Source organism: Rhodococcus sp. MT28 (assembly GCF_058792695.1).
The window spans coordinates 314,675-340,290 of sequence record NZ_JBXAFD010000005.1 but is presented as its reverse complement, the minus strand read 5'-3'; the positions used below and the strand labels follow the sequence as shown (position 1 = coordinate 340,290).

The following is a 25,616-nucleotide window of genomic DNA, read 5'->3' as shown; positions in this document are numbered from 1 at the left end:
TGTCCGATTCGGTGATCTTCGACATGTCATCGCGAGGGACGGACAACGTGCAGCTACAATGGTCTTGGGAGTTCGCCAGTTCCCCCGGGCCAATTGGTTAGCCGGGACGGCTGTATTCACACGAACCCCACCGATAATGTGCGCGCACCTGCATCGACGGTTGTCGCCCGCTTCGCCGAGATCTCCGGACGGTTCGAATTCGTCCGAGTGGAATTCAGTGCTGAGGCGTAGGCATGACCGAAGAAAAAGAGGGCATCGACATCGGCCGACTTACGGCCTGGCCCCTTACCTTGTGCGTGCGTACCGCCACGAGGAAAGGCTAGTCCCCTGAGCAAGATCACTGTCGACCACGAAGACGAAGCAACCGAGAACACCGTTTCCGTCCAGCTCGACGACACCCATGTACCCCCGAGCTTCGCCGAACTCGGTGTCCGCGACGAAATCGTCCGCGCACTGAACGAGATCGGCATCGAGCGCACCTTCGCCATCCAGGAACTCACCCTTCCGTTGGCTCTCGCCGGTGACGACCTCATCGGTCAGGCCCGCACCGGAATGGGCAAGACCTTCGGTTTCGGCGTCCCGCTCCTGCATCGCATCGTCACCGCCGAGAACGGCACAGCTGTTCTCGACGGCACGCCCCGCGCTCTGATCATCGTTCCCACCCGCGAGCTGTGCATCCAGGTCGCCCGCGACCTCGAGAACGCCAGCAAGTACCTCCGGGTCGGCGACCGCGGTCTCCAGGTTCTGCCCATCTACGGCGGCCGTCCGTACGAGGCGCAGATCTCGGCACTCCAGAAGGGCGTCGACGTTGTCGTCGGCACCCCGGGTCGCCTGCTCGACCTCGCCAACCAGTCGCACCTGATCCTGGGCAAGGTGGGCGTTCTCGTCCTCGACGAGGCCGACGAAATGCTCGACCTGGGATTCCTCCCCGACATCGAACGCCTCATGGGCATGGTCCCCGACAAGCGTCAGACGATGCTCTTCTCCGCGACGATGCCCGGCCCGATCATCACCCTGGCTCGCACCTTCCTGACGCAGCCGACGCACATCCGCGCCGAAGAGGCCGAATCCTCCGCGGTGCACGATCGCACCAGCCAGCACATCTACCGTGCACACGCGCTCGACAAGGCCGAGATGGTCGCCCGCGTCCTGCAGGCCGAAGGCCGCGGCGCGACGATGATCTTCACCCGCACCAAGCGCACAGCCCAGAAGGTGGCCGACGATCTCGCGGAACGCGGCTTCTCCGTCGGTGCCGTCCACGGTGACCTCGGCCAGATCGCCCGTGAAAAGGCGCTGAAGGGCTTCCGTAACGGCAAGGTCGACGTTCTGGTCGCCACCGACGTCGCTGCCCGCGGTATCGACATCGACGACGTCACCCACGTCATCAACTACCAGTGCCCCGAGGACGAGAAGACCTACGTCCACCGCATCGGTCGTACCGGCCGCGCCGGACGCACCGGCATCGCCGTCACGCTGGTCGACTGGGACGACATCCCTCGCTGGCAGCTCATCGACAAGGCACTGAGCCTCGGAATCCCCGACCCGGTCGAGACCTACTCCAGCTCGCCGCACCTCTACGAAGAGTTGTCCATTCCGGCCGATGCCAAGGGCACTGTTCGCAAGGCCAAGGCCGCCCCTGAGAAGGCAGCAACGGACAAAGCAGACGCGCCGAAGTCGACCGACTCGGACGGCAACGAAGAGAAGGCCGCTCCCCGCCGCAACCGGACCCGTCGCCGCACCCGCGCCGGCGCTTCGACCGACGCTGCGACGTCCACCACCGCCGGCGCCACCACAGCTCCCCCTTCGGCACCCGCGGCAACCGCTGCCGAGAACTCGGACGAAGACGGAGCGGCCAAGCCGCGTCGCCGTCGGCGTCGTCGCCCCGCGGCTTCCGCGACGGCAGGCGCCGCAGAGTAAGCTGCCGATGTGCTGGCTCCCGAAAGGCGTACTCGCTCAGATGTGATCGGTGCGCTGGCAATCGCGCTGGCCGTAATCGTGGCGGTGACCGTTGTGTGGTTGCGCAGTGATGCGCGCGGAACCACCTCGGTCACCGCCGAATCTCCACTCCCACCTCTGTCGACGTCGGTGTTGTTACCCGACATCCTGAAGCAGACGTGGGAATCTCCCAGTGCCGACTCGACGGCACCGATCACCGTCGGAAATGCCGTCGTCACCGCCGACGGCTCCGAGGTGATCGGCCGCGATCCGGCAACGGGCGAAGAAGTGTGGCGATACGCGCGCAACATTCCGCTGTGCGGCGCGATCGGTTCGTGGGATCGCGTCGTCAGCGTCTATCAGGACGATCGCGGTTGCTCTCAGGTCACGTCGCTGGTCGCCGACACCGGCGCCCGAAAGGACCAGCGCAACAGCGACGCCGATTCTGCGGTCAGCCTTTCAGCGGACGGCACCTACCTGATTTCGCGCGGCAGTGAGCGAATGGAGCTGTGGCGCTCGGACCTCGTCCGAACCCTCGAGTACGGCCGGGTCGACGCGAAGGTCAACCCCAACAAGCAACCCCGCACCGGATGCACGCTGCTCGACGCTGCGTCGAGCGCCAACCGAGTCTCGGTACTCGAACGCTGCCCCGGTGAAGCCTCCAACAGGTTGACGGTGATGAATCCCGCACCCAAGGACGCCCAGGAACCCGAAGAGTACGGATCCGCGATTCTCCTCGACTCCGAGGGCGCCCGCCTGCTTGCCGTGGCCGGCGAAAAGACGGCGGTCTATCTCCCCGCAGCCAACGGAACCGTTTCTCGCATCACCATTTTCGACGGAACCGGCAATCCGATCGTCGACTATCCGATCGAGGGAACGGTGACCGAAGGCGCCCGCACCCACGCCGACAAGGCTTCGATCACGTGGTGGACCGGCTCGCAGACCGTCAACCTGCGCCTGAGCGATCTGGCTCCGACGTGGATCGTCAACGGAACGTCAGGACCCGGAAGCATGGTTGCCGGTCAGATGCTCATCCCGGTTCCGGGCGGCATTGCAGCCGTCAGTCCGTCGGACGGAGCGGTGCAGCGCATGATCGCAGTCGACCGCGGTGAGACGACGACGCCGATCGTGCTCGCCAGTGCGGGCGAGACGATTCTGGAACAGCGCGGCGATACCTTGTTCGCGCTGCGCTAGAAGCTCTCGCCTTCCTCAGAGCGCCAGTTCCGGCGCGAAAGTCACGACTTCGTTTCCAGCCCAATGCTTTACGAGATTGTCCGCGAGTTCACGATAGGCATCCGCACCCTTGTTCTTTCGTCCGGCGAGGACCGTCGCGCCCGACGCGGACGCCTCGGCGAACTTGACGGTGCGTGGGATCGGAGGCGCCAGAACGGCCAGGGAGTAGCGGTCGCTGACATCGGCGAGCACGTCGCGACTGTGCGTGGTTCGAGCGTCGTACAGAGTCGGAAGTGCGCCGAGCAGAACAAGATCCGGGTTGGTGATGGCTTGGACTTCACGAACCGTACGCAGCAGCTGTCCGACGCCGCGGTGTGCGAGGGTTTCGCATTGCAGTGGAACCAAAACCGACTGCGCCGCAGTCAATCCGTTGAGTGTGAGCACACCCAACGACGGCGGGCAGTCGATGATGATGACGTCGTAAGAGCCCAGGAGCGGAGACAGCGCCCGCTTGAGCGCGAACTCTCGACCGGGTCGCATCAGGAGCAGCGCTTCGGCGCCCGCGAGATCGATCGTGGCCGGCAGGAGATCCATACCGTCGTCCGTCTTCAGCACGGCGTCGACCGCGTCGAGATCACCCGCCAGGACCTCGTTGACCGAACGCTCGAGGCGATCCGGGTTGTGTCCGAGCGAGAACGTCAGGCAGCCCTGCGGGTCGAGATCCACCACCAGAACTCGTTGTCCGAGCGCGGACAAAGCCGCACCGAGAGAAGCGACGGTGGTGGTTTTAGCCACGCCGCCCTTTTGATTCGCCACTGCGAGAACCGTCGTCACACGTAGATCCTTGCGCACTTCGCGCCAGGAGGCGAGCTACACACGCGAGGCAGCCTGCAATGATGGTCGACATGACGTCCCAGTCCGCCCCCTCGTCGATCCCCCTCGGTGCTCGCGTCGTACTCATGCGACACGGTGAAACCGAGTGGGCACGCACCGGGAAACACACGGGCCGGACCGAGGTTCCGCTGACTCCGCTCGGCGAGATGCAGGCAACCGCGACCGGAAATCGCTTGCGAACCCTCGACCTCCGGAACCCCATGATTCTGACGAGTCCGCGGCTGCGCGCACAGTTGACGGGCGATCTCGCCGGCCTGCCGGAAGAGCGAACCTGGGATGCACTGTCCGAATGGGACTACGGCGACTACGAAGGCCTCACGACGCCCGAGATCCGCGCTACGGTGCCCGATTGGACCGTCTGGACGCACCCGTGCCCCGGCGGCGAGCAGGCCGATCAGATCCACGCCCGCACCGACATGGTGCTGTCGATGGTGCGTTCGCAACTACCCGAACGCGACGTGATCCTGATCGGGCACGGCCACTTCTCACGCGCACTCATCGCCCGCTGGCTCGAGCTCCCGGTGACGGAAGGAAAGCGTTTCGCCTTGTCCCCCGGCGCATACTCGGTTCTCGGTTACGAGCACGGCGCCACCCACCTCGTCCATCACAACGTGCCGCCGCTCGTCGAGGCTTGAGGCCTAAGATTCTCCCTATGATCCGACGCGCCACGCCCGCAGACGTCCAGCCGATCACCGACATGATCTACGAGTTGGCCGACTACCAGAAGGCCCTCGACGAGTGCACCGTGAAGGCGGAACAGATCGGCGAGGCGTTGTTCGGGCCGGCCGCGACGGCCTTCGCGCACGTCGCTGTGAATTCGGCCGACGACGTCGTCGGCATGGCATTGTGGTTTCGCAATTTCTCGACGTGGGACGGCGCTCACGGCATCTACCTCGAAGACCTGTACGTCAAGCCCAGTCAGCGCGGATCAGGCCACGGGAAGGCTCTTCTGGCCGCGCTCGCCAAGGAGTGCACCGACAACGACTACACCCGGCTGTCCTGGTCGGTGCTCAACTGGAACACCCCCTCGATCAAGTTCTACGAGTCACTCGGTGCCGACGCGAAGACGGAGTGGACCACGTATCGCCTGACCGGTACTCACCTCGGAGCTCTCGCCGCCGAAGCTGAGTAGAGCGGAAGCTGAGTAGGACCGAAGCAGGGTAGGCGTTCCGTCCTACTTGTCCCGCGGCTCTTCGGTCTCGTCCGGGCGTCCTTCTTCCGGCGACACCTCGTCTGCGTACGCTCCGTACTCCGCTGCCATCCATCGAGACGTCGGAGCCGAGAACAGGCAGCCCAGAGCGCCGAGAACGACGACACCCAGAACGATGCCGAGCGGCACCTGATGCGAATCGGTCAGGAGCGACCAGGCGACCGGCAGGAGCAGCAACTGCGCGACGACGGCGATTGCCCGGCCCCACCGGCGGCCCGTCAGCAAAGCGATACCGGCAGCCAACACCGCGCCGCCGAGGATCGCGACCCAGGCGGCAAATCCGTATCCGTTGGTGACGCTCTGATCGTGGCCGGTTGCACCGCGAATCACTGCGACGATCGCGAACCCGGCGGCAACCAGCCCTTGAAGCGTCACGAGGGCACCTGCCCATGTGACTGTCTTGGGCAGGGCGTTCGGACTGGCGGTATTCGGCACGAGGCCAGCCTAGAACACGACACCGGATAGGCTCATGCCCCGTGCGCGCACTGCTGATCGTCAACCCCAATGCCACCTCCACCACCGCTGCCGGTCGTGACCTGTTGGCACACGCCCTCGAGAGTCGGGTGCGACTTACTGTGGCGCACACCACACATCGGGGTCATGCCGCCGAACTGGCGCGCGAAGCCCACGAAGACGGCTTCGGCTCGGTGATCGTCCACGGCGGCGACGGAACAGTCAACGAAGTGGTCAACGGACTGCTCGGGTCACCGCATCCCGCGTCGATGAAATCGGTTCCGGTCGGTCCGATCCCGACGATCGCTGTCGTCCCGGGAGGCTCGGCAAACGTTTTCGCGCGCTCACTCGGTATTGCCGCCGACCCGATCGACGCCACGAACCAACTCGTCGACCTCCTCTCCGAACGGACCAGGCGCCGAATCGGGCTCGCACACTGCGACAACCGTTGGTTCACGTTCAACGCCGGAATGGGCCTCGACGCCGATGTGTGCGAGGCCGTCGACGCCAGCCGTAAGAACGGTGACGCCGCCACACCCGCCCGGTATGTCCGAACCGCGATCGCGGCGTTCTTCCGTGCCAAGCGAGCCGAACCAGCGCTGACCGTCCACCTTCCCGATCAGGATCCCGTCTCCGGAGTCCACTACGCATTCGTCTCGAACTCGAGCCCGTGGACATATCTGGAAGAGCGTCCCGTCCACACCAATCCGGGAACGACCTTCGACAGTGGACTCGGCATCTTCGCCATGACGAGCACCAAAGTTCTGCCGTCCCTGCGGGTTGTGCGGCAACTACTCGCACGCGGCGCGGAGCCGAAATCGAAGGTCCTCTTACGCACCGACGACGTCCCGACAATCACCATCGAATCGTCGCGACCGATCGGACTGCAGATGGACGGCGACTACATCGGACTTCGTGAAAAGGTCGAATTCACCTCGGTCCCGGATGCGCTGGAAGTGTTCGCACCGATTACGACGTGAGTCAGGCAACACGTTTGACCTGCAAAAACTCTGGTGCCAAAAGGTCGAAATCGGGTAAAATGCCGGCGACGCCCAGGTGGCCGTCAGGTGTGTCACAAATTAGTGAGTTGGCCCACGAACCCGTTCAAACCTATTGACATACCGCGAGTTCGTGAAAGCATTCACAAGTAACAGTGCGGAAACATTGATGACGCACACACAAACTCATTGGTACCAAATGGTGTGAATACACACCCAATTAAGGAGCGAAAAAAGATGGACTGGCGCCACAACGCAATCTGTCGCGACGAGGATCCCGAACTGTTCTTCCCCGTGGGAAACAGCGGACCGGCCCTCGCTCAGATCGCTGATGCCAAGGTTGTCTGCAACCGCTGCCCCGTCACCGCCGAGTGCCTGTCGTGGGCTCTCGAGTCCGGCCAGGATGCAGGCGTCTGGGGCGGAATGAGCGAAGACGAGCGTCGCGCACTCAAGCGTCGTAACGCACGTACCCGTGCACGCACTTCCGTCTAGGTAGAACCGAGACGTTCGACTCGCGGCGGAGAACAGCCCCTCTGCACAGTCGAAGACGACAGCCCGGCACCACATGGTGCCGGGCTTTTTGTCTGCTCGAATCGCTAACGCGGCTCGAATCAGTAACGCGCAGAACGTCTACCGAGCGGCACACGCAGAACCGCGTCGGTACCGCCTCCGCTTCCCGGGTGCAGTCCGAGCGAGCCACCGAGTTCGGCGCCCAGCAGAGTCCGCACGATCTGGAGTCCGAGCCGATCGGACTTCTCGAGGTCGAAGTTCTCCGGCAGTCCGCGCCCGTTGTCGTGGATGATCACGTCCAACCAGCGTGCAGAACGCTCGGCACTGAGTGTGACCGTGCCGGTCACACCCGGATCGAAAGCGTGCTCGATCGCGTTCTGCACCAACTCCGTCAGCACCATGACCAGCGGGGTGGCGCGCTCGGCGGAGAACACTCCGAAACTGCCCTCACGCCGAATCGTCACCGGCACACCTACTCCCGCGACATCGGAGAGCATGGGAACCAACCGGTCGATCACCTCGTCGAGATCCACCTCTTCGTCCACCGACATCGACAAGGTGTCGTGAACGAGGGCGATGGACGTCACGCGCCTCACCGACTCTGTCAACGCTTGTCGCGCTTCGTCGTTGCCGGTTCGCCTGGCCTGTAGACGCAGAAGCGCCGCGACGGTTTGCAGATTGTTCTTCACTCGATGGTGAATCTCGCGGATGGTTGCGTCCTTGCTCAGGAGAGCGCGATCACGACGCTTGACCTCGGTGACGTCGCGGACGACGACCGCAGCACCGACATGCCGGCCGCCAGGCTTGAGAACCAGGGCCCGCAGCAGAACGGTTGCCCCGCGCGCCTCGATCTCCATACGGCGACCGGGCTTGTCCGCCAACGTATCTCGGATGTATCCCGCAGCTTCCTGAGACTCGAACGGGTCGGTGACCAACGAACGGGTCAGTGCCGCGAGGTCTTGGCCCACCAGATCCGAGCTCAGACCCATCCGGTGATAGGCCGAGAGCGCGTTCGGGCTGGCATAGACGACTGTGCCTTCGGTATCGAGACGGATGAAGCCGTCGCCCGCACGTGGGCTCGAGTTCGTGTCGGAGCGCGATTCTCGGATCGGGAAGGTTCCGTCGCTGATCATCTGACACAGGTCTTCGGCGCAATCGAGATACGCGAGTTCGAGCGGACTCTGCGCTCGCTGGTGCGACAAGTTGGTGTCGCGGCTCAGAACAGCGATGACTCGCCCGTCCAGACGCACCGGAACGGCTTCCCGACGCGGCGGCATTCCTTCACGCCACGTCTCGTCTTCCCCGCGCACGACGCGGCCCTCCACGAGAGCGCGAAGAACCTGCGGGTGCTCGGACTCGGAAACGACCGTTCCGACCGCATCCTCCGGAAAAGCCGTCGATGCCGTTGTCGGCCGGCAATGCGCGACGCAGATGACCGTCCCCTCGGATCGGTTCTTCTCCGATTCGGTGCCCACCCACAAGAGAACGTCGGCAAAGGAGAGGTCGGCGAGCAGTTGCCACTCCCCCACGACGCGCTGGAGATGGTCGACCGCCGCACCGGGAAGGTCGGTGTGTTCGGCGAGGAGGTCGCTGAGAGTGGACATCGTCCGGCTTAGGAGATCACGGCGATCAGATCGCCTTGCTGAATCACGTCGCCGACCTTGACGCCCACCGTCGTCACCGTTCCCGGAACCTCGGCCAGGACGGGAATCTCCATCTTCATGGATTCGAGGATGACCAGGGTGTCGCCGTCCGCAACGACGTCTCCCTCGCTCACGACGACCTGGTAGACCGTCGAAACCATCTCGGCGCGCACGTCTTCTGCCATCGTGAACCTCACTTCTGTCGGAACTGCACTCTGACCACGAAAATACGTCGACGGATCACTCGATCGACCTGCCAATGGAACCACACCGGCATCGGCGTGAAACAATGACGCGAAAGAAACAGAAGGGAGACCAATCATGGGTAAGCGTGGTCGTAAGAAGCGCAGCCGTAAGGGCAACGCCGCTAACCATGGCAAGCGTCCAAACGCCTGACATGTAGCGCAACAAAACGTCCGAGGGGCGGGGAAGCATTGCTTCCCCGCCCCTCGGCGTTACTGCCTTCCGACTGCTGCCGCTCAGATCTTCGCTGACGGGCTAGCTGTCGGTTTCGGTAGTCGTTATGACGATGGTCCGACGCAACTCGACGGTGAGCCTCTGACGCAGGCTTTCCGGCGCATGGTCTCCGCCGCACTTACGGTTGATCAGGCTCTTGACCTTCTCTTCGATCCCGTAGGCCTCGAGGCACGATCCACAATCGTCGATATGACGCTGCAGGCGAGCACGACTTGAATCGTCGCATTCACCGTCGAGCATCAACCAGACGTCGGCGATGACTGCCGAGCAGTCGAGCCTTTCGAATTCGTCCTGCTCACTCATCGTGTGACACCTTCCGTCTCGGTGGCTGCGACTGTGGCTGTGTCGACCGCGCCGTCCCGATTGAATCCCCGGTCTTTTGCGACATCGGCCAAAAGACCACGCAATTGCTTGCGACCACGGTGCAGTCGCGACATCACCGTTCCGATGGGTGTGCCCATGATCTCCGCGATCTCCTTGTACGGGAATCCTTCGACATCGGCGTAGTACACGGCCATACGGAATTCCTCGGGAAGCGACTGCAGCGCCGCCTTGATGTCGTCGTCAGGCAACGCGTCGAGCGCCTCCACCTCGGCCGATCGCAGCCCCGTCGAAGTGTGCTCGGCGGTGGCGGCCAACTGCCAGTCGGTGATCTCGTCCGTCGGATACTGCGCGGGTTGGCGCTGCTTCTTGCGGTACGAGTTGATGTAGGTGTTCGTGAGAATCCGGTACAGCCAGGCTTTCAGGTTGGTACCGGCACGGAACGAACGGAAAGCGGTGTACGCCTTGACGTACGTCTCCTGCACGAGATCCTCGGCATCAGCGGGATTCCGCGTCATGCGCAGGGCAGCGCCGTACAACTGGTCGAGCAGCGGGAGCGCGTCGCGCTCGAACCGGGCAATCAACTCATCCGCAGTTTCGGGCGTTTCGGACACTGCGCCGTCGATAGGTTCAGCTACCTCTGACGGTTCGTCCTTGGGCCGGTCGTGTTCCAGCACTCTGATCCCTTCACTAGCCGTAGGGATCAAGGTTACCGCCAACTGAAGATCCGACCCACGGGCCGGTGGTGGCTCACACACAGCCAGCACGGTCGCTCCTTCGCTTCTCGGGACAAGTTTCATCAACTGGTACCAACACGGGAGTCAGCGACTCTGTTCCCGGCCTGGTCGGATGCACCTGTCGGCGATCCACATAGGGTGTTCCTCATGGCCGGAACAGCGACCCCTGCGACCGTACTTCTCGACAAGTCGAAGACACCGCACCGCGTCCACAGCTACGACCACGATCCTCGCGCCGAATCTTTCGGCGACGAGGCGGTCACTGCACTGGCAGAGTCGACAGGCGTCGAGGCCGCACAGATCTTCAAGACCTTGGTCGTCAAACTCGACACCGGCAAGCTCGCCGTCGCGGTCCTGCCGGTCCCGGACAAGCTCTCCCTCAAGGGTGCAGCCGCTGCCCTCGGTGCGAGCAAAGCCGTCATGGCCGATCGCGCCGAAGCCGAGCGCTCGAGCGGCTACGTCTTCGGCGGTATCTCACCGCTCGGCCAGCGCAAGAAACTGCCGACAGTGATCGATGCGTCGGCGCTCGACTGGGACCGCATTCTCTGCAGCGCCGGCCGACGCGGGCTCGAAATCGAGCTGGCTCCGACGGACCTAGCGCAGCTCAGTGGCGCGGTCACGGCGCAAATCACGGCGGGCTGAGTATCCGGTCGCTACGGTCTCACCATGCGACCACACCTGAAAACTCTTGCACTGACCGCTGCGACGGCAGCCCTCACCGTCTCGCTGACGGCCTGCGGGAGTTCGGACAATGCCGCCAAGGAAGTCACAGTAGTCGGATCAGGGCAGGTCCGCGGAGCGCCGGACATCCTCAATGCCGACATCGGCATCGAAGTGGTTGCCCCGGACGTATCGGGGGCGGTCTCCGAGTCGAATGACAAGGCCCGTCAGATGATCGACGCGATAGTCGCCGCCGGGGTGGCCCCCGAGGACGTACAGACAAGCGATCTGTCCGTCCAGCCGCAGTACGACGCCAGTGGTGGACCGTTCGTCGGCGGCAACGTGACCGGCTACCGGGCGACCAACTCGGTACGAATCGTCGTCCGCGATCTCGACAAAGCCTCTTCTGTCCTGGACGCCGGCATCGCGGCGGGCGGAAATGCGGCACGGCTCGGCAACGTCGCCTTCGCCATCGACGACGACTCTCAGCTTCTGGCCGACGCTCGCACCCGGGCCTTCGAGGACGCGAAGAACCGTGCCGAGCAGTACGCGGATCTGTCCGGGACGTCGCTCGAGAACGTCGTGACCATCACCGAGGCACACGACACGAGTGGCGGTCAGACCATGCGCGCTCCCGACGCCTCGATGTCCGACATGGTTCTCGCCCCGGGAACCCAGCAGGTCTCGTTCGAAGTGACCGTCACCTGGGCTCTCGGCTGACCACTAGAGCAGGCTGATCTGCTCGCCGGCACGGTCGACGTCCGGCTCGATCAACTCGTGTCCGTTGTTCTTGACACTGTTGACCAACGGCCGGACTCGATCGACCTCGATCCGCTCGAAGAGGTCCGGTACCGGCTCGAGCAGGGCCGAATCGACGGTGTTGTCGGGATCGAGCCACGCCTCCCAGCGGTCACGAGGCAGGGCGAGGGGCATGCGGTCGTGAACCTGCTCGAGGTGACCGAGAGAGTCGACCGTGACGATCGAGCAGCTCAGGACGGGGCTCGCGTTCTCGACCCTCGGGTCCCGCCAGGCAGACCACACGCCCGCCATGAACAGCCGTGATCCGTCGTCGGGGTGCATGTAGTAAGGAATCTTCGCTGCCTTCTTCCCGCCGGTGGCCTCGGTCTGCCACTCGTACCACCCGTCCATGGGGACCAGGCAACGCTTGAACTTGAAGGCGGTCCGAAACGCCGGCTTCTCCGCCAGCGAATCGGCGCGGGCGTTGAACAGGACCGGGCCTTTGCCCAGTTCCTTGGTCCACGACGGCACCAATCCCCACCGCATCCGCCGAATCCTCTTGGTCGGATCGCTGTCGGGGTTCTCCCGATCGTGGCGTTCGACGACAGTCAACACCTCGGTCGTGGGGGCCACGTTGTAGTCGGCTTCGACGAGCGCCGAGTGGTCGGTCTCGTCGAGCGCATCGAGTTCCACCGCCAGGGTGGCCGGGTCCGCTGTGGTCGCATACCTTCCGCACATGACACCCAGGGTGGCACGGTTTCGACCATTCCCCCACCGATGAGAGAAGATGGACCATGTGAGTCTGAGTCTGTGGAGCGCCCCGAGGGCCCAAGCACCCGTCGATGCAGTGGTGACGCTGCCCGGATCCAAGTCCATCACCAATCGAGCTCTGATTCTGGCCGCACTTGCGGATGGCCCGTCCACGATCACCGGTGCACTCCGCAGCCGTGACGCCGACCTGATGATCGCAGCTCTGCGTGACCTCGGCATCGGCGTCGAGGAAGCCGGTGATGCGACCACGCTTCGCATCACCCCTGGACCCCTGCGCGGCGGCGAGGTCGACTGCGGCCTGGCCGGCACCGTGATGCGCTTCCTGCCGCCACTCGCCGCGATGGCCGACGGCATCGTCCACTTCGACGGCGACGAGCAAGCACGCACACGACCGCTCGGCACCATCTTGGAAGCACTGCGCGGTCTCGGCGCTCGGATCGAGGGTGACGCACTCCCGTTCACCGTCACCGGAACCGGGTCCCTACGCGGCGGGACGGTCACCATCGACGCATCCGGTTCGTCGCAGTTCGTCTCCGGTCTCCTGCTCTCGGCTGCTGCGTTCGAAGAGGGTGTCACCGTCCATCACGACGGCAAGCCCGTCCCGTCCATGCCACACATCGACATGACCGTCGAGATGCTCCGCGAGGCCGGAGTTTCCGTGACGACGCCAGCCACGGGCGGTGACGCGGACACCTGGCGTGTGGCACCGGGGCCGGTGCGCGCCGTGGACTGGGCGATCGAACCCGATCTCTCCAACGCCACACCGTTCCTGGCCGCTGCCGCAGTGACCGGCGGAACCGTCAGCGTCCCGATGTGGCCGTCGTCGACGACGCAACCCGGCGACGCGATCCGCGGGATCCTCGCCTCGATGGGGGCCGACGTCACTCTCGCCGATGGTGTCCTGACCGTCCGCGGCCCGGAGAAACTGCGCGGCATCGACATCGACCTCCACGACGTGGGAGAGCTGACCCCCACCGTGGCGGCCCTGGCCGCTCTCGCCGAGGGCACCTCGCATCTACGAGGAATCGCGCACCTGCGCGGGCACGAGACAGACCGTCTCGCCGCCCTCGCCGACGAGATCAACAAACTCGGCGGCTCCGTCACCGAAACCGATGACGGCCTGACGATCGTTCCCGCGGAACTCCATGGCGGACAATGGCTCTCGTATGCCGACCACCGCATGGCAACAGCCGGCGCCATCATCGGCCTGGTCGTCGACGGTGTCGAGGTCGACGATGTCGGAACCACAGCCAAGACACTGCCGGGCTTCGAGAACATGTGGATCGACATGCTCGAGAGTTCGCCTGCGACACCGAAGGCAAGCTTCTGAGTCCGCGGCAGTACGACGAGTCCGACGTCCGGGTACGCCCCGGGCGCGGATCCCGCCCCCGTACGAAGACTCGGCCCGAACATCTCTCGGCCGAATCGGGGATGGTGGTGTCGAAGGATCGTGGCCGTTGGGGTTGCGTCCTCGGCGGCGATCCCGACCGGCTGATCGTCACGATGCGCGCCCGCGAACTTGGCCGAACCCCCATCGTCGTCGGCGATCAGGTGGACATAGTCGGCGATCTGTCGGGCAAAACCGACACCCTGGCGCGCATCGTCCGGGTCTCCGAGCGTTCGACGGTTCTGCGACGGACCGCCGACGACACCGATCCCTTCGAACGTATCGTCGTCGCGAACGCGGAGCAGCTTCTCATCGTCGTGGCACTCGCCGATCCCCCACCGCGCACCGGCTTCGTCGAGCGCGCACTGGTCGCCGCCTACGTGGGTGGCCTGACGCCGATCGTCTGCCTGACCAAGAGCGACCTCGAACCGCCGGAGGAATTCGCGAGCACGTTCGCCGACCTCGACATCCAAGTGGTCGTCGCCGGTCGCGACGATCCCCTGGACGAACTGACGCAGATCCTCGAGCACAAGTTGACCGCCCTGATCGGACATTCCGGCGTCGGAAAGTCGACACTGGTCAATCGCCTTGTCCCCGATGCCAATCGAGCGGTCGGCATCGTATCCGGCGTCGGCAAGGGCCGGCACACGTCGACGCAATCGGTGGCACTCCCGCTCGCCGGTGGCGGCTGGGTGATCGACACCCCGGGCATCCGTTCGTTCGGTCTGGCGCACATCTCGCCCGAGAACGTGGTGGCGGCGTTCTCGGATCTCGCTGCGGCGATCGAGGATTGCCCGCGCGGATGCACGCACCTCGGACCGCCGGCAGATCCCGAATGCAAGCTCGACCTGCTGGAGGGCAAATCAGCTCGACGCGTCGTCGCTGTGCGACAACTGCTGGAAGCGATCAAGTCCAACGATCAGTACTGAGCGTCCCCGAGCGACGTTCCGGGCGAGAACAGCAAAGCGGCCCGACACCATCGAATGGTGTCGGGCCGCTTGCTGTCTACGGTCAGCGCAGTCGACGATCAGCGCAGGCCGAGGAGGCTGCGCAGCTTTCCGCTCTTGCGCTTACGTGCGATGGCGCTCTTGAGGCCACTGCGACGCCCGGTCACGGGATCGACAGTCGAGGTCAGTTCGCCGTCGAACATCCGCTCCGACGCCGTCTCGGGCGCATTGTCGACGGTGTCCTTGAGGTACTTGTTGGGCAGCGACAGCTTGGCGATGGTTCGCCAGGACTTGGCGTACTGCACGGCAAGCGGGCCCGTCGTGTACGGCAAGTCGTACTTGTCCGCGAGCTGACGCACCGTGACCGCGATGTCCTTGTAGCGGTTGCTGGGCAGATCGGGGAACAGGTGGTGCTCGATCTGGTAGCTCAGGTTGCCCGTCATGAAGTCCATGAGCGCGCTGCCCTCGATGTTGGCGCTGCCGAGCATCTGACGCAGGTACCACTGAGCCTGCGTTTCCTTGTCGATGTCTTCCTTGGTGAACTTCTCGGCACCGTCCGGGAAGTGGCCGCAGAAGATGACCGCGTTGGTCCACACGTTCCGCAGAGTGTTGGCGGTGAAGTTGGCCGACAATGTGCTCTTCCACGCCGGGCCGGTGATGGCCGGGTAGATGACGTAGTCGCGCAGGACCTGCTTGCCGATCTTCTCGCCGACCTCACGGAGCTTGCGCTGCGTCTCTTCCTTGTCGGCGCGGCCCTTGGCCACCTTGCCGAGCTCGAGGTGCTGAGCGGCGATGCCGTACTCGAAGAACAGCGCGAGCAGCGTGTTGTAGACCAGGTTGCCGGCGTTGAAGGGCTTCCAGCGCTGATCGCGGGTGACGCGGAGGAGTCCGTATCCGACGTCGTCGTCCATTCCGAGGACGTTGGTGTACTTGTGATGCAGGTAGTTGTGGGTCTGCTTCCAGTGCGCAGACGGGCCGGTGACGTCCCACTCCCACGAGGTGGAGTGGATCTCCGGGTCGTTCATCCAGTCCCACTGCCCGTGCATCACGTTGTGCCCGAGTTCCATGTTCTCGATGATCTTCGAGAGCGTCAGCAGGCCAACTCCGGCGAGCCACGCCGGACGACGACGGCTGGCGAAAAGCACTGCGCGGCCGCCGATTTCGAGCGAACGCTGCAGACGAATGACGTTGCGCACGTATCGCGCATCCTTCTCGCCGCGCGACTCCTCGATGTCGCGACGAATCGCGTCGAGTTCGCGGCCGAGCGCTTCGATGTCGGCGTCCGTGAGATGTGCGTATTCCTTGACATCTGCAATCGCCATGGAAAGCCTCCTAGCAGTGAGTTAGGCGCAAAGTAGTAAGTGCAGAACGATCAGCGATTCGAATCGTTCAGATCAACTGCACCTACTGTAGCGTAACTTACGGCACCGTAGGTTAGGTTTTTCCCGATGTAACCTATATCACTTCCGGCGCTTCGGCATGCGGGAACGGGCCTGCGACTTGAGTGCGGTCAACAAACCGAGACGCTTACCGGTGATCGGATCGGTACGAAGGTCCTCGACCATCGCCATGGCTGCGTCCCGGAATCCCGAGTCGCGGAACCGCAGTTCCGAAGACGTTTCCGGAGCATTGTCCGAGGTTGCGGTCAGCCACTTGTCCGGCAAAGCCAACTTGTGGATGGTGCGCAGAGCCAGAAGATACTGCTTGAAGAGCGAGCCGGTGGTGTACGGGAGATCGAACTTCTCGCACAATGCACGCATCTTCACAGCGATTTCGGGATAGCGGTTACTCGGCAGATCAGGAAACACGTGGTGCTCGATCTGGTAGCTCAGATTGCCGCTCATGAGTCCCATGAGCTTGCCGGAATTGAAGTTCGCACTACCGAGCATCTGGCGCAGGTACCACTCGTGACGAGTCTCCTGCTCGAATTCGGCAACAGTGAACTTCTCGGCACCGTCCGGGAAGTGGCCACAGAAGATGACGACGTACGCCCACAGGTTGCGCACGAGGTTCGCGGTCGCATTGGCCGACATGGTCGACTTCCACGCCGGCCCCGTCAGCGCCGGGAACAAGATGAAGTCCTTGCCCACCTGACGAAAGATCTTGCGCGCGAAGTCTTTGTTCGCCTGCGAGTTCAGCTGCCCCTTTTCCGCGCCCTCCAACTCGGCTGCCGCCGTGAGGTCGTGCAGCGCGATGCCCCACTCGAACGTGGCCGCCAAGATCACGTTGGCGATCGGCTGGAAAAGGTTGATCGGCTTCCACGGCTCGTCACGAGTCATACGCAGAATCCCGAAACCGAGATCCTCGTCCATACCGACGACGTTGGTGTACGTGTGGTGCTGGTAGTTGTGGGCGCGCTTCCAATGCTCGGAAGGACCGGTTTGATCCCACTCCCACGAGACGGAGTGAATCTCGGGATCGTTCATCCAGTCCCATTGCCCGTGCATGACGTTATGCCCGAGCTCCATGTTCTCGATGATCTTCGACAGGCTCAGCAGGGTCGTGCCGACCAACCATGCCGGTCGGTACCGACTGCCGAACAGTGCGATACGCCCGCCGAGCTCCAACGCCCGCTGGACGCGAATGACGCGACGAATGTAGCGGGCGTCCCGGATCCCACGAGAGTCTTCGATGTCGAGTCGAATCTGATCGAGTTCACGTCCGAGAGCTTCGACATCGGCCTCGGTGAGGTGCGAAAACTCTTTGATATCGGTGATGGCCACCGTGGTCCTCCGTGTGCCTAGAAGCTATGCGTCCAGCGTACAGTCGCCGGCGGCGGCGGAGATGCACGTCTGGATGCGCTCGCCCTCCGCGTGCTGTTTCCCCGAGCGTAGATCGATCGCGTGGCCGGCAACGAGAGGTACGACACACGTCTGGCAGATGCCCATGCGGCAACCGAACGGCATCAAGGCACCGGACTGCTCGCCTGCCTCCAGAAGCGTCGTCGCACCGTCGACGGTGATCGTCTTACCCGACTTCTCGAACGTGACCGTGCCACCGTCGGCCGAAGCGTCGATGCGCGATACGGCGAACCGCTCCATGTGGAGTCGACCCTCGATGCCTTCCGCCTTCCAAACGTCTTCGAGCTCGTCGAGCAACGGGAGGGGCCCGCACGCCCAGGTGTGGCGCTCGCGCCAGTCGGGGCAGACCGTGTCGAGAGAACTGAGTTTGAACTTTCCGTCACGGCGCGTGAGTTGAACGTGGCTCACGAAGTCCTCGTGCTCGGCGTGCAGTGCTGTGAGTTCGTCGGCGAACATCACGTCGGATTCCGTCGGAGCCGAGTGGATGTGCATGACGTCGGGCAATTGACCGCGCCGGTTCATCGTCCGCAACATGCCCATGACCGGAGTGATGCCACTGCCGGCGGTGATGAACAAGATCTTCTCCGGTGGCGGATCCGGCAACGCGAAGTTGCCCGAAGGCGTGGCCAGTCGAACGATGGTTCCCGACGGCACGGCCCCGCTGACGAGGTGGCTCGAGAGAAAGCCCTCGGGCATGGCCTTGACCGCGATGGAAATGCGCTTGTTCTCCCAGTTGGGAGGCGAGGTAAGTGAGTACGACCGCCAATGCCAGCGGCCGTCGATATGCAGACCGATGCCGATGTACTGCCCCGGCTGGTAGTTGAAGTCGAATCCCCAACCCGGCTTGATGACGATGGTCGCCGAGTCCGTGGTCTCGGGCCGGACTTCGACGATCTGACCACGCAGCTCGCGCGCGGACCACAACGGATTCGCGAGGTGAAGATAGTCGTCGGGAAGCAATGGTGTGGTCAGCCGAGCCGCCGCACCGCGAAGCAGATTGAGCTTCGACCGCGCTGCCGGAACTACCGACGCTGCCGGTGCCTCGATCCAGTCCTTCAGACCCATCAGACCTCCACCTCTCACCTTCCGAACCCACTGCCTACGGTACCGTAGGTTATCAGGTTACGGTACCGTAGGTTACTTCACGGTAAGCACATTCACAGCAGGTCGAGCAAGAACGGCAACTCCTGCGCGGCGTACCACGCCAACTCGTGGTCCTCCGCGTCACCGAGCGTGAACTCGGCATCGGCGTCACCGAGATCCGCCGCGTCGACTATGCCAGCAGCGCGCTCGATGTCCGATTCTGCCTGTTCGAGGTCGACATGCACAGATGCAACCTGAGCCATCGTGACAGGACCCGCCAATCGGACTACCGAATCGTCGAGATCGGGCCGTAACTTCACATCGGCATCGTCGACGTCGGCGGCAACGACAGCACGCCGGAAGGTGACGTCACCCTCGGTTCCGGCGATCAGTCGCAGCGACGCACGCGCAGCCTCACCCATGGCGACCTCGGCCAACTCGTCGTCGTCCCCCGCCGCGTACGACTCACGCAGAGTCGGGGTGACCGCAAAAGCCGTCCGGCTCATAGGGTCGAACTCCTGATCTGCGACCAACTGCTGCAAAATCTCGACCGTCGCCGGTACGTACACCCTCATGAGACCACCTTCATGCTCGTTCGTCACCGACTCGCATCCGTCAATTCCTCGAGTGACTCGAAGATCAGCGAACGAACGACGTCGACGTCCGACATCGCGTCACGGTCGGCATTCAAACCGTAGTAGACATTCCCGTCGTACGACGTCAGGGCGATGCTGAGTGTCTGATTCTTGAGTAGTGGCGACACGGGATACATCTCGAGCATCCGAGCCCCACCGAGGTAGAGCGGAAATTGCGGCCCTGGCGCATTGGTGATCATCAAGTTGAACATTCGCTGCGACAGACTGCTGGCCGCACGCGAGCTCATCGCATGCAGCGTCGCCGGCGCAAACCCGGACATTCGCACCATCGTCTGCGCGGTGACCCGCCGACCCTGACGCGCGAATGCCTCCGTCGCATGGGCCACGTGCGAGAGCCGAACCACCGCGTTGGGTTCACCGACAGGCAGGTCGATGAGGAACGAGGAAACATGTCCGGGCGCTTGCGGATCGTCGACGTCAGGACTCTCCGGGCCGTCGGTGTAGACCGACATGGGCACCATCGCTCGCACGATGGTCGCCTCGGTCACCGGTTCACCGCGCGAGAGCAACCAGTTCCGCATCGCCCCTGCGATGACGGTCAGAATCACGTCGTTGATCTCGCACCCGTACCGCGCGCGAATACGTCGATAGTCCTCCAGAGACGTCTTGGCCACCGCAAGGCGTCGATTGCGCGAAATGGTGGCGTTGAGCGGGCTCGACGGGGCTACCTGCGTCGCCGTTCGAACCACTTCCGCGAGTTTCCCGAGTGCACTCACAGCCTCGGTGACGGATGTGGTCACGTCGTTGAACGCTGCACGCGCCCGTGCGATCCCCTCCCCCGGGCTCGTCACGAGATCCGCCAGTGCACTGACCAACAAGCTGGTATCGCTCGGCGGCCTGGCGGGCATCCACAATTCTTCGGGGCCTGGCGCTCGATTCTTCTCCGGATCGAAGATCACCTGACTGATCTCTGGAGCCGCCTCGCCGTCCACCAACGACGAATGAGACTTCGTGAAGATGGCAAATCTGTTTCTGGTCAGCCCCTCGACCAGGTACATCTCCCACAACGGCCTCGTGCTGTCGAGTGGTCTCGACGTCAGCCGCGCGATCAGATCCATCAGCTGTTCGTCGGAACCTGGTTTGGGCAGAGCCGATCGGCGTACGTGATAGGTGATGTCGAAATCCGAGTCGTCCACCCATACCGGGCGGGCCAGACCGAACGCCACCTCACGCACTCGCTGGCGGTAACGCGGAACCGATCCGAGCCGCTCTTCGACCAGTCGAAGCAACTCCTCGTGATCGATCCCGTTTCGCAGTTGCCTGAAGATCCCCAACGAGCCGACATGCATCGGCGTCGTCCCGGCTTCGAGGAAGTAGAAAGCGGCATCCTGAGTCGTCAGTCTGTTCACCATGGCTTCGTGTCCCCTCCTTCGCCGAGATCGAACAGAATCGACAACTCCTCGATGGTCGATTCCGAGCCGACGTGATGGACCCCGACCATCCCGACGGCCACAGCCGCCCGGACGTTGATTTCGAGATCATCCACGAAAACGAAATCCTCCGGCTCGACGCCCAAACGACTCGCTGCCAACAGATAGATCTCGGCGTCGGGCTTCGCCATCTCGACATCACCGGACAAGATCACGTCGTCGACCAAGACCCCGTCGCCGAGATCCCGCAACCACTGAGCACTGGCGCCGCCGGGATCGTTGCTGACGATTCCCGTCACGATTCCGCGGGCCTTCACCGCGCGCACGACCGCGCTCAAGCCGTCGAGATCCGATCCCGGACCGAACAACACGCCACCGACATCCAACAGAAGTCCCCGCACGCCATCACCCTAAGTCGCGATGGTGATCACGGCGACATCTCGAGCGATTCGTGTCATGCTTCTCACCATCGCTCGGGGGAGCGAAGTCCGAGACAGCTGTCTCGGACGCAGGATCATCCGGGGGGATGTCATGGAGCAGGACTGCAAGATCGTTCTCGAGCCGGCGCCGCAATTCGAGCCTCACCCGCATACCGTCGTGCTGTCGCGGCCACAGTGCCGGCCAGACCGAACGCAGTGCCGAACAGACCGGATGCTGCGTCGCCCGCGAAAGACGCCACACAACGGAACGTCGCCCAGTACCGGGTTCACTCACGCTCCGGAACCGCGGCCGGTAGGTGCCGACATCTTCTGGAACCGATCACTACGTCTGGTTCTCGAAACCGTCGACCGACGACGAAATCCGCGGCAGCTCAAGGGCGTGTTGGCGCCGTCCGTCCTGGAAGTTGTTGCGCGACTTTACACTTCGGATTTCTCGGCCCGGAAGCTGGGCGGCGCGGCCGTTCACCGCACCCACGTTCAAGCAGTGTCGGAGAGTACCGCCGAAGTCTGTGCGACGTACACACGAGGCACGCAGACTTTTGCCGTCGCAGGCCGGATCGACCACACAGACGAAACAGGCTGGACGGTCACCGCACTACACGTGGTGTGACCGTCCAGCCTGCCGAGTACTGACTGCGCTAATACCTCAGCGCTTGCGCTTGGACTTCGGAGCTCGATTGCTCTTCGACTGCGTCCGTGCGGCTTCACGACGTTCGCGACGAGAGGCGGCACCGTCGCCGGTGTCGGCAGCCGAGTCACGTGTTGCCTTTGCCTTGCCGTCCTCGTCCGGGCCGGTGTACGTCAGACGCGACGGACCTTCGTCGTCAAGTCCCTTGGCGCGCAACGCCGTCGGGGCGGCAGTTCCGGCTGTCCTGGCCGCAGCCTCCTGCGTGGGGAGCGGCTTGGGCGCCGTGGCGGACGCCGCGGCGGCAGAGCCCGCGGTGACGGAAATTCCACTTGCGGGCTGCGCCGGAGCTGCCTCGACCTGCAGGTTGAAGAGGAATCCGACGGACTCTTCCTTCAATCCGTCGAGCATGCCGATGAACATGTCGTAACCCTCGCGCTGGTACTCGACCAGCGGATCGCGCTGGGCCATCGCACGCAGACCGATTCCCTCCTTGAGGTAATCCATCTCGTAGAGATGCTCACGCCACTTACGGTCCAGGACCGAGAGGAAGACACGACGCTCGAGTTCACGCATACCGTTTTCGCCGGCGATCGCATCGATCTCGGCTTCGCGCTTCTTGTACGCCGCGTGGGCGTCTTCGAGCAAAGCGGTTCGCAGGTCGTCACGGCTCAGGTCACTGTTGATGCCTGCGCCGTCCTCCCCTGCCAACGTCTTGTGATCGATGCCGACCGGGTACAGCGTCTTCAGCGCCGTCCACAGCTGCTCGAGATCCCAGTCCTCGACGTATCCCTCGGCGGTGGCACCGTCGACGTAGGCGGTGACCACGTCAGTGATCATCTGCTCGACCTGGCCTTCCATGTCCTCACCCTCGAGGATCTGGCGGCGCTCCTTGTAGATGACCGTTCGCTGCTGGTTCATGACCTCGTCGTACTTGAGGACATTCTTGCGAATTTCGAAGTTCTGCTGCTCCACCTGGGTCTGAGCGCTCTTGATGGCCTTCGAGACCATTTTGGCTTCGATCGGGACGTCGTCGGGCAGGTTCAGGCGCGTCATGATCGACTCGAGTGCCGAACCGTTGAAACGGCGCATGAGCTCGTCACCGAGCGAGAGGTAGAACCGCGATTCGCCGGGATCACCCTGACGTCCGGAACGACCACGCAACTGGTTGTCGATTCGGCGCGATTCGTGACGCTCGGTGCCCAGGACGTACAGGCCGCCGGCATCGCGGACCTTCTCGGCGTCTGCCTTGACCTCAGCCTTGACCTCGTCCAGGACTGCGTCCCAAGCCGCCTCGTACTCGTCCGGCGTCGTGACCGGGTCGAGGCCCTTCTTGCGCAGCGCGATGTCCGCGATGATGTCCGGGTTACCACCGAGCACGACGTCGGTACCGCGGCCGGCCATGTTGGTCGCGACGGTGACCGCGCCGGAGCGACCGGCCTCGGCGATGATGGTCGCTTCCTTCTCGTGGAACTTGGCGTTGAGGACGTTGTGGGCAACGCCGCGCTTGGTGAACTGCTTGGACAGGTACTCCGAGCGCTCGACGCTGGTGGTACCGATCAGGACGGGCTGGCCGTTCTCGTGGCGCTCGACGACGTCGTCGACCACCGCGTCGAACTTGGCTTCCTCGGTCTTGTAGATGAGGTCGCCGTTGTCGACTCGGACCATCGGACGGTTGGTCGGGATCGGGATCACACCGAGCGTGTAAGTCTGGTGAAGCTCGGCAGCTTCCGTCTCGGCGGTACCCGTCATGCCCGACAACTTGTCGTACAGACGGAAGTAGTTCTGCAGGGTGATGGTGGCAAGGGTCTGGTTCTCCGCCTTGATCTCCACCTTCTCCTTGGCCTCGATCGCCTGGTGCATGCCCTCGTTGTAGCGGCGGCCGACCAGCACGCGGCCGGTGAACTCGTCGACGATGATGACCTCACCGTCGCGGACGATGTAGTCCTTGTCCTTGGTGTAGAGCTCCTTGGCCTTGATCGCGTTGTTCAAGTAGCTCACCAGCGGCGAATTCGCGGCTTCGTACAGGTTGTCGATACCGAGCTGGTCCTCGACCAGTTCGACGCCCGCCTCGTGCACACCGATGGTGCGCTTGCGGATGTCGACCTCGTAGTGAACGTCCTTCTTCAGCAGCGGCGCGATACGCGCGAACTCGCTGTACCACTTGCTGGAGCCGTCGGCCGGGCCCGAGATGATGAGGGGGGTTCGGGCTTCGTCGATGAGGATCGAGTCGACCTCGTCCACGATGGCAAACGCATGGCCACGCTGGACCAGGTCGTCCAACGAATGCGTCATGTTGTCGCGCAGGTAGTCGAACCCGAACTCGTTGTTGGTGCCGTAGGTGATGTCGGCTGCGTAGGCGACGCGGCGCTCGGCCGGCGTCATACCCGAGAGGATCACGCTGGTCTCGAGGCCGAGGGCGCGGTGAACGCGGCCCATCCACTCGGAGTCACGCTTGGCGAGGTAGTCGTTGACCGTCACCACGTGGACGCCGTCACCCGCGATCGCGTTCAGGTATGCCGGAAGAACACAGGTCAGGGTCTTGCCCTCACCGGTCTTCATCTCGGCGACGTTGCCGAAGTGCAGGGCCGCGCCGCCCATGATCTGCACGTGGAAGTGCTTCTGGTCGATCACGCGCCACGACGCCTCGCGGGCAACCGAGAATGCCTCGGGCAGCAACTCGTCGAGAGTTTCCCCGGCGGCATAGCGCTCACGGAACTCGGTGGTCTTGGCTTTGAGTTGCTCGTCTGTCAGGCCTTCGACATCGGGCGACAGAGATTCCACATGCTCGGCGATGTGCTTGAGCCGCTTGACCATGCGACCTTCACCAACACGGAGCAGCTTCGATAGCGACAGCGACGGCACAGTCTTCTTCGTCCTCAATCTTCGGCGACAGGGGGTCACACACTGAAAATCCGGCCGGGGTCCGAAAACTCCGGCCGGATTCCATGGTAGGCGCTACCGGCGGCGAGCGAGCAAACCCACCACCGATTGGGTCATGTCAGGCGGATCAATCCGTAGTCGAAAGCGTGACGACGGTAGACGACGGACGGCTTGTCCGACTCCTTGTCATGGAAGAGAAAGAAGTCGTGTCCGACCAGTTCCATCTCGTAGAGAGCGTCGTCGATGGTCATCGGCTCGGCCGGGTGATCCTTCGTGCGGACCACGCGTCCCGGGCCGTCGTACTCGTCCGGCTCTTGACCGTTCAGCGAAATGTCCGGTGTGACTCCGAGTGAGTCTGCGTCGACGAGGGAGGCGGTTGCCTCCGCGACGGACACCGGTCGCTTGTCGCCGTAATGGACCTTCTTGCGGTCCTTGGTTCGACGGAGGCGACTCTCGAGCTTGTCGATCACCGATTCGAAGGCGGCGTAGAAGCTGTCTGCGGACGCTTCGGCTCGGGCCACCGGGCCTTTACCTCGAGCGGTGATCTCGACGCGCTGGCAACTCTTGGCCTGTCGTCGGTTGCGTTCATGTTGGAGTTCCACGTCGAAGTGGAATATGGAGGGGTCGAAGTGTTCGAGTCGCGCCAGCTTTTCCGAAACGTAGATTCGGAAGTGATCGGGGATCTCGACATTTCGTCCCTTGACTACGACGTCGGATCTCGGAGCTGCGGCATTCTCGGAACGCTCGATGGTGGCGTCCTCGATGAAAAACGAGGCTTGCGAAGGGGTCGTCACTCGTACCTCCCAATTACGGCCCCGCCCCACGGTGGGCGGCGGCAAATTCTGCAAGTACCGAGAGGGGATCCGCCCGGCACCAGTATCGAAGTACCACCTCCTACCAGTAT

27 protein-coding genes are annotated in these 25,616 nt (G+C 63.5%); 12 read left to right on the top strand and 15 right to left on the bottom strand.

Translation table 11 applies throughout. The annotated features are described in order from the left end of the window. The first annotated feature begins 327 nt into the window (after nucleotides 1–327). Together AC1Q6C_RS21395 and AC1Q6C_RS21390 are read left to right on the top strand one after the other, a co-directional pair. Entirely contained in the window at nucleotides 328–1,917 is a 1,590-nt protein-coding gene (locus tag AC1Q6C_RS21395) for a DEAD/DEAH box helicase (protein ID WP_054187625.1), read from the top strand. 9 nt (nucleotides 1,918–1,926) lie between these two features. Further along, nucleotides 1,927–3,129, top strand: a complete 1,203-nt coding sequence (locus tag AC1Q6C_RS21390) for an Rv3212 family protein (RefSeq protein ID WP_047271684.1) — start codon at nucleotides 1,927–1,929, stop codon at nucleotides 3,127–3,129. A gap of 15 nt (nucleotides 3,130–3,144) precedes the next feature. Here AC1Q6C_RS21390 and AC1Q6C_RS21385 read toward each other — a convergent pair whose 3' ends face one another. Then, the gene (locus tag AC1Q6C_RS21385) at nucleotides 3,145–3,942 is read right to left on the bottom strand and encodes a ParA family protein (RefSeq protein ID WP_003940948.1); all 798 of its coding nucleotides are present in this window, start codon (nucleotides 3,940–3,942) and stop codon (nucleotides 3,145–3,147) included. A gap of 71 nt (nucleotides 3,943–4,013) precedes the next feature. Between AC1Q6C_RS21385 and AC1Q6C_RS21380 the strand changes: the two genes are divergently transcribed. Further along, nucleotides 4,014–4,637 carry an acid phosphatase gene (locus tag AC1Q6C_RS21380; protein ID WP_080552758.1) on the top strand — a complete coding sequence of 208 codons (624 nt, stop codon included), beginning with the start codon at nucleotides 4,014–4,016 and terminating at the stop codon, nucleotides 4,635–4,637. A gap of 17 nt (nucleotides 4,638–4,654) precedes the next feature. Next, nucleotides 4,655–5,134: a GNAT family N-acetyltransferase gene (locus AC1Q6C_RS21375; RefSeq protein ID WP_003940724.1), complete on the top strand. Its 480-nt coding sequence runs from the start codon at nucleotides 4,655–4,657 to the stop codon at nucleotides 5,132–5,134. A gap of 42 nt (nucleotides 5,135–5,176) precedes the next feature. On the opposite strand, the gene AC1Q6C_RS21370 is transcribed toward AC1Q6C_RS21375, so the two are convergent. Further along, the gene (locus AC1Q6C_RS21370) at nucleotides 5,177–5,647 is read right to left on the bottom strand and encodes a membrane protein (RefSeq protein WP_019747799.1); all 471 of its coding nucleotides are present in this window, start codon (nucleotides 5,645–5,647) and stop codon (nucleotides 5,177–5,179) included. 41 nt (nucleotides 5,648–5,688) lie between these two features. On the opposite strand from AC1Q6C_RS21370, the gene AC1Q6C_RS21365 reads away from it, so the two are divergent. Together AC1Q6C_RS21365 and AC1Q6C_RS21360 are read left to right on the top strand one after the other, a co-directional pair. Then, complete coding sequence (locus AC1Q6C_RS21365) at nucleotides 5,689–6,645, top strand: diacylglycerol/lipid kinase family protein (protein WP_007731209.1); 957 nt, start codon at nucleotides 5,689–5,691, stop codon at nucleotides 6,643–6,645. A gap of 255 nt (nucleotides 6,646–6,900) precedes the next feature. Beyond that, nucleotides 6,901–7,155 carry a WhiB family transcriptional regulator gene (locus tag AC1Q6C_RS21360; protein WP_003940950.1) on the top strand — a complete coding sequence of 85 codons (255 nt, stop codon included), beginning with the start codon at nucleotides 6,901–6,903 and terminating at the stop codon, nucleotides 7,153–7,155. Between the two features lie 119 nt (nucleotides 7,156–7,274). On the opposite strand, the gene AC1Q6C_RS21355 is transcribed toward AC1Q6C_RS21360, so the two are convergent. Beyond that, complete coding sequence (locus tag AC1Q6C_RS21355) at nucleotides 7,275–8,777, bottom strand: sensor histidine kinase (protein WP_003940890.1); 1,503 nt, start codon at nucleotides 8,775–8,777, stop codon at nucleotides 7,275–7,277. An 8-nt stretch (nucleotides 8,778–8,785) separates the two neighbouring features. Beyond that, on the bottom strand, nucleotides 8,786–9,001 hold the full coding sequence (locus AC1Q6C_RS21350; protein WP_007731208.1) for a biotin/lipoyl-binding carrier protein: 216 nt from the start codon (nucleotides 8,999–9,001) through the stop codon (nucleotides 8,786–8,788). A gap of 136 nt (nucleotides 9,002–9,137) precedes the next feature. Here AC1Q6C_RS21350 and AC1Q6C_RS21345 point away from each other — a divergent pair, with 136 nt between their 5' ends. Further along, on the top strand, nucleotides 9,138–9,212 hold the full coding sequence (locus tag AC1Q6C_RS21345) for a 50S ribosomal protein bL37 (protein ID WP_022597109.1): 75 nt from the start codon (nucleotides 9,138–9,140) through the stop codon (nucleotides 9,210–9,212). 102 nt (nucleotides 9,213–9,314) lie between these two features. On the opposite strand, the gene rsrA is transcribed toward AC1Q6C_RS21345, so the two are convergent. Both rsrA and AC1Q6C_RS21335 read right to left on the bottom strand, forming a co-directional pair. Beyond that, entirely contained in the window at nucleotides 9,315–9,596 is a 282-nt protein-coding gene (rsrA, locus tag AC1Q6C_RS21340) for a mycothiol system anti-sigma-R factor (RefSeq protein WP_003940722.1), read from the bottom strand. Further along, complete coding sequence (locus AC1Q6C_RS21335; protein ID WP_054782092.1) at nucleotides 9,593–10,291, bottom strand: sigma-70 family RNA polymerase sigma factor; 699 nt, start codon at nucleotides 10,289–10,291, stop codon at nucleotides 9,593–9,595. The genes rsrA and AC1Q6C_RS21335 overlap by 4 nt, the downstream gene beginning before the upstream one ends. A gap of 207 nt (nucleotides 10,292–10,498) precedes the next feature. Between AC1Q6C_RS21335 and ybaK the strand changes: the two genes are divergently transcribed. Together ybaK and AC1Q6C_RS21325 are read left to right on the top strand one after the other, a co-directional pair. Next, a complete protein-coding gene (ybaK, locus tag AC1Q6C_RS21330) occupies nucleotides 10,499–10,993 on the top strand; it encodes a Cys-tRNA(Pro) deacylase (protein WP_030535005.1) in 495 nt (164 codons plus the stop codon). A gap of 24 nt (nucleotides 10,994–11,017) precedes the next feature. Further along, nucleotides 11,018–11,731, top strand: coding sequence for an SIMPL domain-containing protein (locus tag AC1Q6C_RS21325; protein WP_065352229.1), 714 nt, complete (start codon nucleotides 11,018–11,020; stop codon nucleotides 11,729–11,731). 3 nt (nucleotides 11,732–11,734) lie between these two features. Here the strand turns inward: AC1Q6C_RS21325 and AC1Q6C_RS21320 are convergent, their stop codons facing one another. Then, nucleotides 11,735–12,487, bottom strand: a complete 753-nt coding sequence (locus tag AC1Q6C_RS21320; protein ID WP_492666768.1) for an SOS response-associated peptidase — start codon at nucleotides 12,485–12,487, stop codon at nucleotides 11,735–11,737. Between the two features lie 49 nt (nucleotides 12,488–12,536). Between AC1Q6C_RS21320 and aroA the strand changes: the two genes are divergently transcribed. Both aroA and rsgA read left to right on the top strand, forming a co-directional pair. Continuing rightward, nucleotides 12,537–13,850: a 3-phosphoshikimate 1-carboxyvinyltransferase gene (aroA, locus tag AC1Q6C_RS21315; protein WP_042922161.1), complete on the top strand. Its 1,314-nt coding sequence runs from the start codon at nucleotides 12,537–12,539 to the stop codon at nucleotides 13,848–13,850. After that, a complete protein-coding gene (rsgA, locus tag AC1Q6C_RS21310; RefSeq protein WP_037129054.1) occupies nucleotides 13,799–14,836 on the top strand; it encodes a ribosome small subunit-dependent GTPase A in 1,038 nt (345 codons plus the stop codon). Before aroA ends, rsgA begins: the two co-directional genes overlap by 52 nt. A gap of 98 nt (nucleotides 14,837–14,934) precedes the next feature. On the opposite strand, the gene AC1Q6C_RS21305 is transcribed toward rsgA, so the two are convergent. From AC1Q6C_RS21305 to AC1Q6C_RS21280, 6 genes are all read right to left on the bottom strand, one after another. Continuing rightward, on the bottom strand, nucleotides 14,935–16,176 hold the full coding sequence (locus AC1Q6C_RS21305) for a fatty acid desaturase family protein (RefSeq protein WP_003940700.1): 1,242 nt from the start codon (nucleotides 16,174–16,176) through the stop codon (nucleotides 14,935–14,937). 138 nt (nucleotides 16,177–16,314) lie between these two features. Beyond that, nucleotides 16,315–17,577: a fatty acid desaturase family protein gene (locus AC1Q6C_RS21300; protein ID WP_003940901.1), complete on the bottom strand. Its 1,263-nt coding sequence runs from the start codon at nucleotides 17,575–17,577 to the stop codon at nucleotides 16,315–16,317. A 24-nt stretch (nucleotides 17,578–17,601) separates the two neighbouring features. Continuing rightward, complete coding sequence (locus AC1Q6C_RS21295) at nucleotides 17,602–18,720, bottom strand: ferredoxin reductase (RefSeq protein ID WP_492666767.1); 1,119 nt, start codon at nucleotides 18,718–18,720, stop codon at nucleotides 17,602–17,604. Between the two features lie 92 nt (nucleotides 18,721–18,812). Beyond that, nucleotides 18,813–19,313, bottom strand: coding sequence for a DUF6912 family protein (locus AC1Q6C_RS21290; protein WP_030535010.1), 501 nt, complete (start codon nucleotides 19,311–19,313; stop codon nucleotides 18,813–18,815). A 23-nt stretch (nucleotides 19,314–19,336) separates the two neighbouring features. Continuing rightward, nucleotides 19,337–20,746 (bottom strand): WS/DGAT/MGAT family O-acyltransferase, encoded by a 1,410-nt coding sequence (locus AC1Q6C_RS21285; RefSeq protein WP_007731194.1) that lies wholly within the window; start codon nucleotides 20,744–20,746, stop codon nucleotides 19,337–19,339. After that, on the bottom strand, nucleotides 20,740–21,165 hold the full coding sequence (locus tag AC1Q6C_RS21280) for an HAD-IA family hydrolase (protein WP_003940859.1): 426 nt from the start codon (nucleotides 21,163–21,165) through the stop codon (nucleotides 20,740–20,742). The genes AC1Q6C_RS21285 and AC1Q6C_RS21280 overlap by 7 nt, the downstream gene beginning before the upstream one ends. Nucleotides 21,166–21,295: 130 nt before the next feature. On the opposite strand from AC1Q6C_RS21280, the gene AC1Q6C_RS21275 reads away from it, so the two are divergent. Then, the gene (locus AC1Q6C_RS21275; protein WP_277376881.1) at nucleotides 21,296–21,814 is read left to right on the top strand and encodes an Rv3235 family protein; all 519 of its coding nucleotides are present in this window, start codon (nucleotides 21,296–21,298) and stop codon (nucleotides 21,812–21,814) included. Nucleotides 21,815–21,850: 36 nt separating this feature from the next. On the opposite strand, the gene secA is transcribed toward AC1Q6C_RS21275, so the two are convergent. Beyond that, on the bottom strand, nucleotides 21,851–24,694 hold the full coding sequence (secA, locus tag AC1Q6C_RS21270) for a preprotein translocase subunit SecA (RefSeq protein ID WP_007731191.1): 2,844 nt from the start codon (nucleotides 24,692–24,694) through the stop codon (nucleotides 21,851–21,853). A 131-nt stretch (nucleotides 24,695–24,825) separates the two neighbouring features. Further along, nucleotides 24,826–25,506, bottom strand: a complete 681-nt coding sequence (gene hpf, locus AC1Q6C_RS21265) for a ribosome hibernation-promoting factor, HPF/YfiA family (protein WP_003940893.1) — start codon at nucleotides 25,504–25,506, stop codon at nucleotides 24,826–24,828. Between the last annotated feature and the right edge of the window lie 110 nt (nucleotides 25,507–25,616).

Bases quoted from the DNA above. Each gene is read 5' to 3' on its own strand.
- rsrA (WP_003940722.1), bottom strand. From the start codon at position 9,596: ATGAGTGAGCAGGACGAATTCGAAAGGCTCGACTGCTCGGCAGTCATC.
- AC1Q6C_RS21360 (WP_003940950.1), top strand. From the start codon at position 6,901: ATGGACTGGCGCCACAACGCAATCTGTCGCGACGAGGATCCCGAACTG.
- AC1Q6C_RS21295 (WP_492666767.1), bottom strand. From the start codon at position 18,720: ATGGGTCTGAAGGACTGGATCGAGGCACCGGCAGCGTCGGTAGTTCCG.
- AC1Q6C_RS21355 (WP_003940890.1), bottom strand. From the start codon at position 8,777: ATGTCCACTCTCAGCGACCTCCTCGCCGAACACACCGACCTTCCCGGT.
- AC1Q6C_RS21320 (WP_492666768.1), bottom strand. From the start codon at position 12,487: ATGTGCGGAAGGTATGCGACCACAGCGGACCCGGCCACCCTGGCGGTG.
- AC1Q6C_RS21325 (WP_065352229.1), top strand. From the start codon at position 11,018: ATGCGACCACACCTGAAAACTCTTGCACTGACCGCTGCGACGGCAGCC.
- AC1Q6C_RS21290 (WP_030535010.1), bottom strand. From the start codon at position 19,313: ATGAGGGTGTACGTACCGGCGACGGTCGAGATTTTGCAGCAGTTGGTC.
- AC1Q6C_RS21350 (WP_007731208.1), bottom strand. From the start codon at position 9,001: ATGGCAGAAGACGTGCGCGCCGAGATGGTTTCGACGGTCTACCAGGTC.
- AC1Q6C_RS21375 (WP_003940724.1), top strand. From the start codon at position 4,655: ATGATCCGACGCGCCACGCCCGCAGACGTCCAGCCGATCACCGACATG.
- AC1Q6C_RS21275 (WP_277376881.1), top strand. From the start codon at position 21,296: ATGGAGCAGGACTGCAAGATCGTTCTCGAGCCGGCGCCGCAATTCGAG.
- AC1Q6C_RS21285 (WP_007731194.1), bottom strand. From the start codon at position 20,746: ATGGTGAACAGACTGACGACTCAGGATGCCGCTTTCTACTTCCTCGAA.
- AC1Q6C_RS21380 (WP_080552758.1), top strand. From the start codon at position 4,014: ATGACGTCCCAGTCCGCCCCCTCGTCGATCCCCCTCGGTGCTCGCGTC.
- ybaK (WP_030535005.1), top strand. From the start codon at position 10,499: ATGGCCGGAACAGCGACCCCTGCGACCGTACTTCTCGACAAGTCGAAG.
- aroA (WP_042922161.1), top strand. From the start codon at position 12,537: ATGGACCATGTGAGTCTGAGTCTGTGGAGCGCCCCGAGGGCCCAAGCA.
- AC1Q6C_RS21305 (WP_003940700.1), bottom strand. From the start codon at position 16,176: ATGGCGATTGCAGATGTCAAGGAATACGCACATCTCACGGACGCCGAC.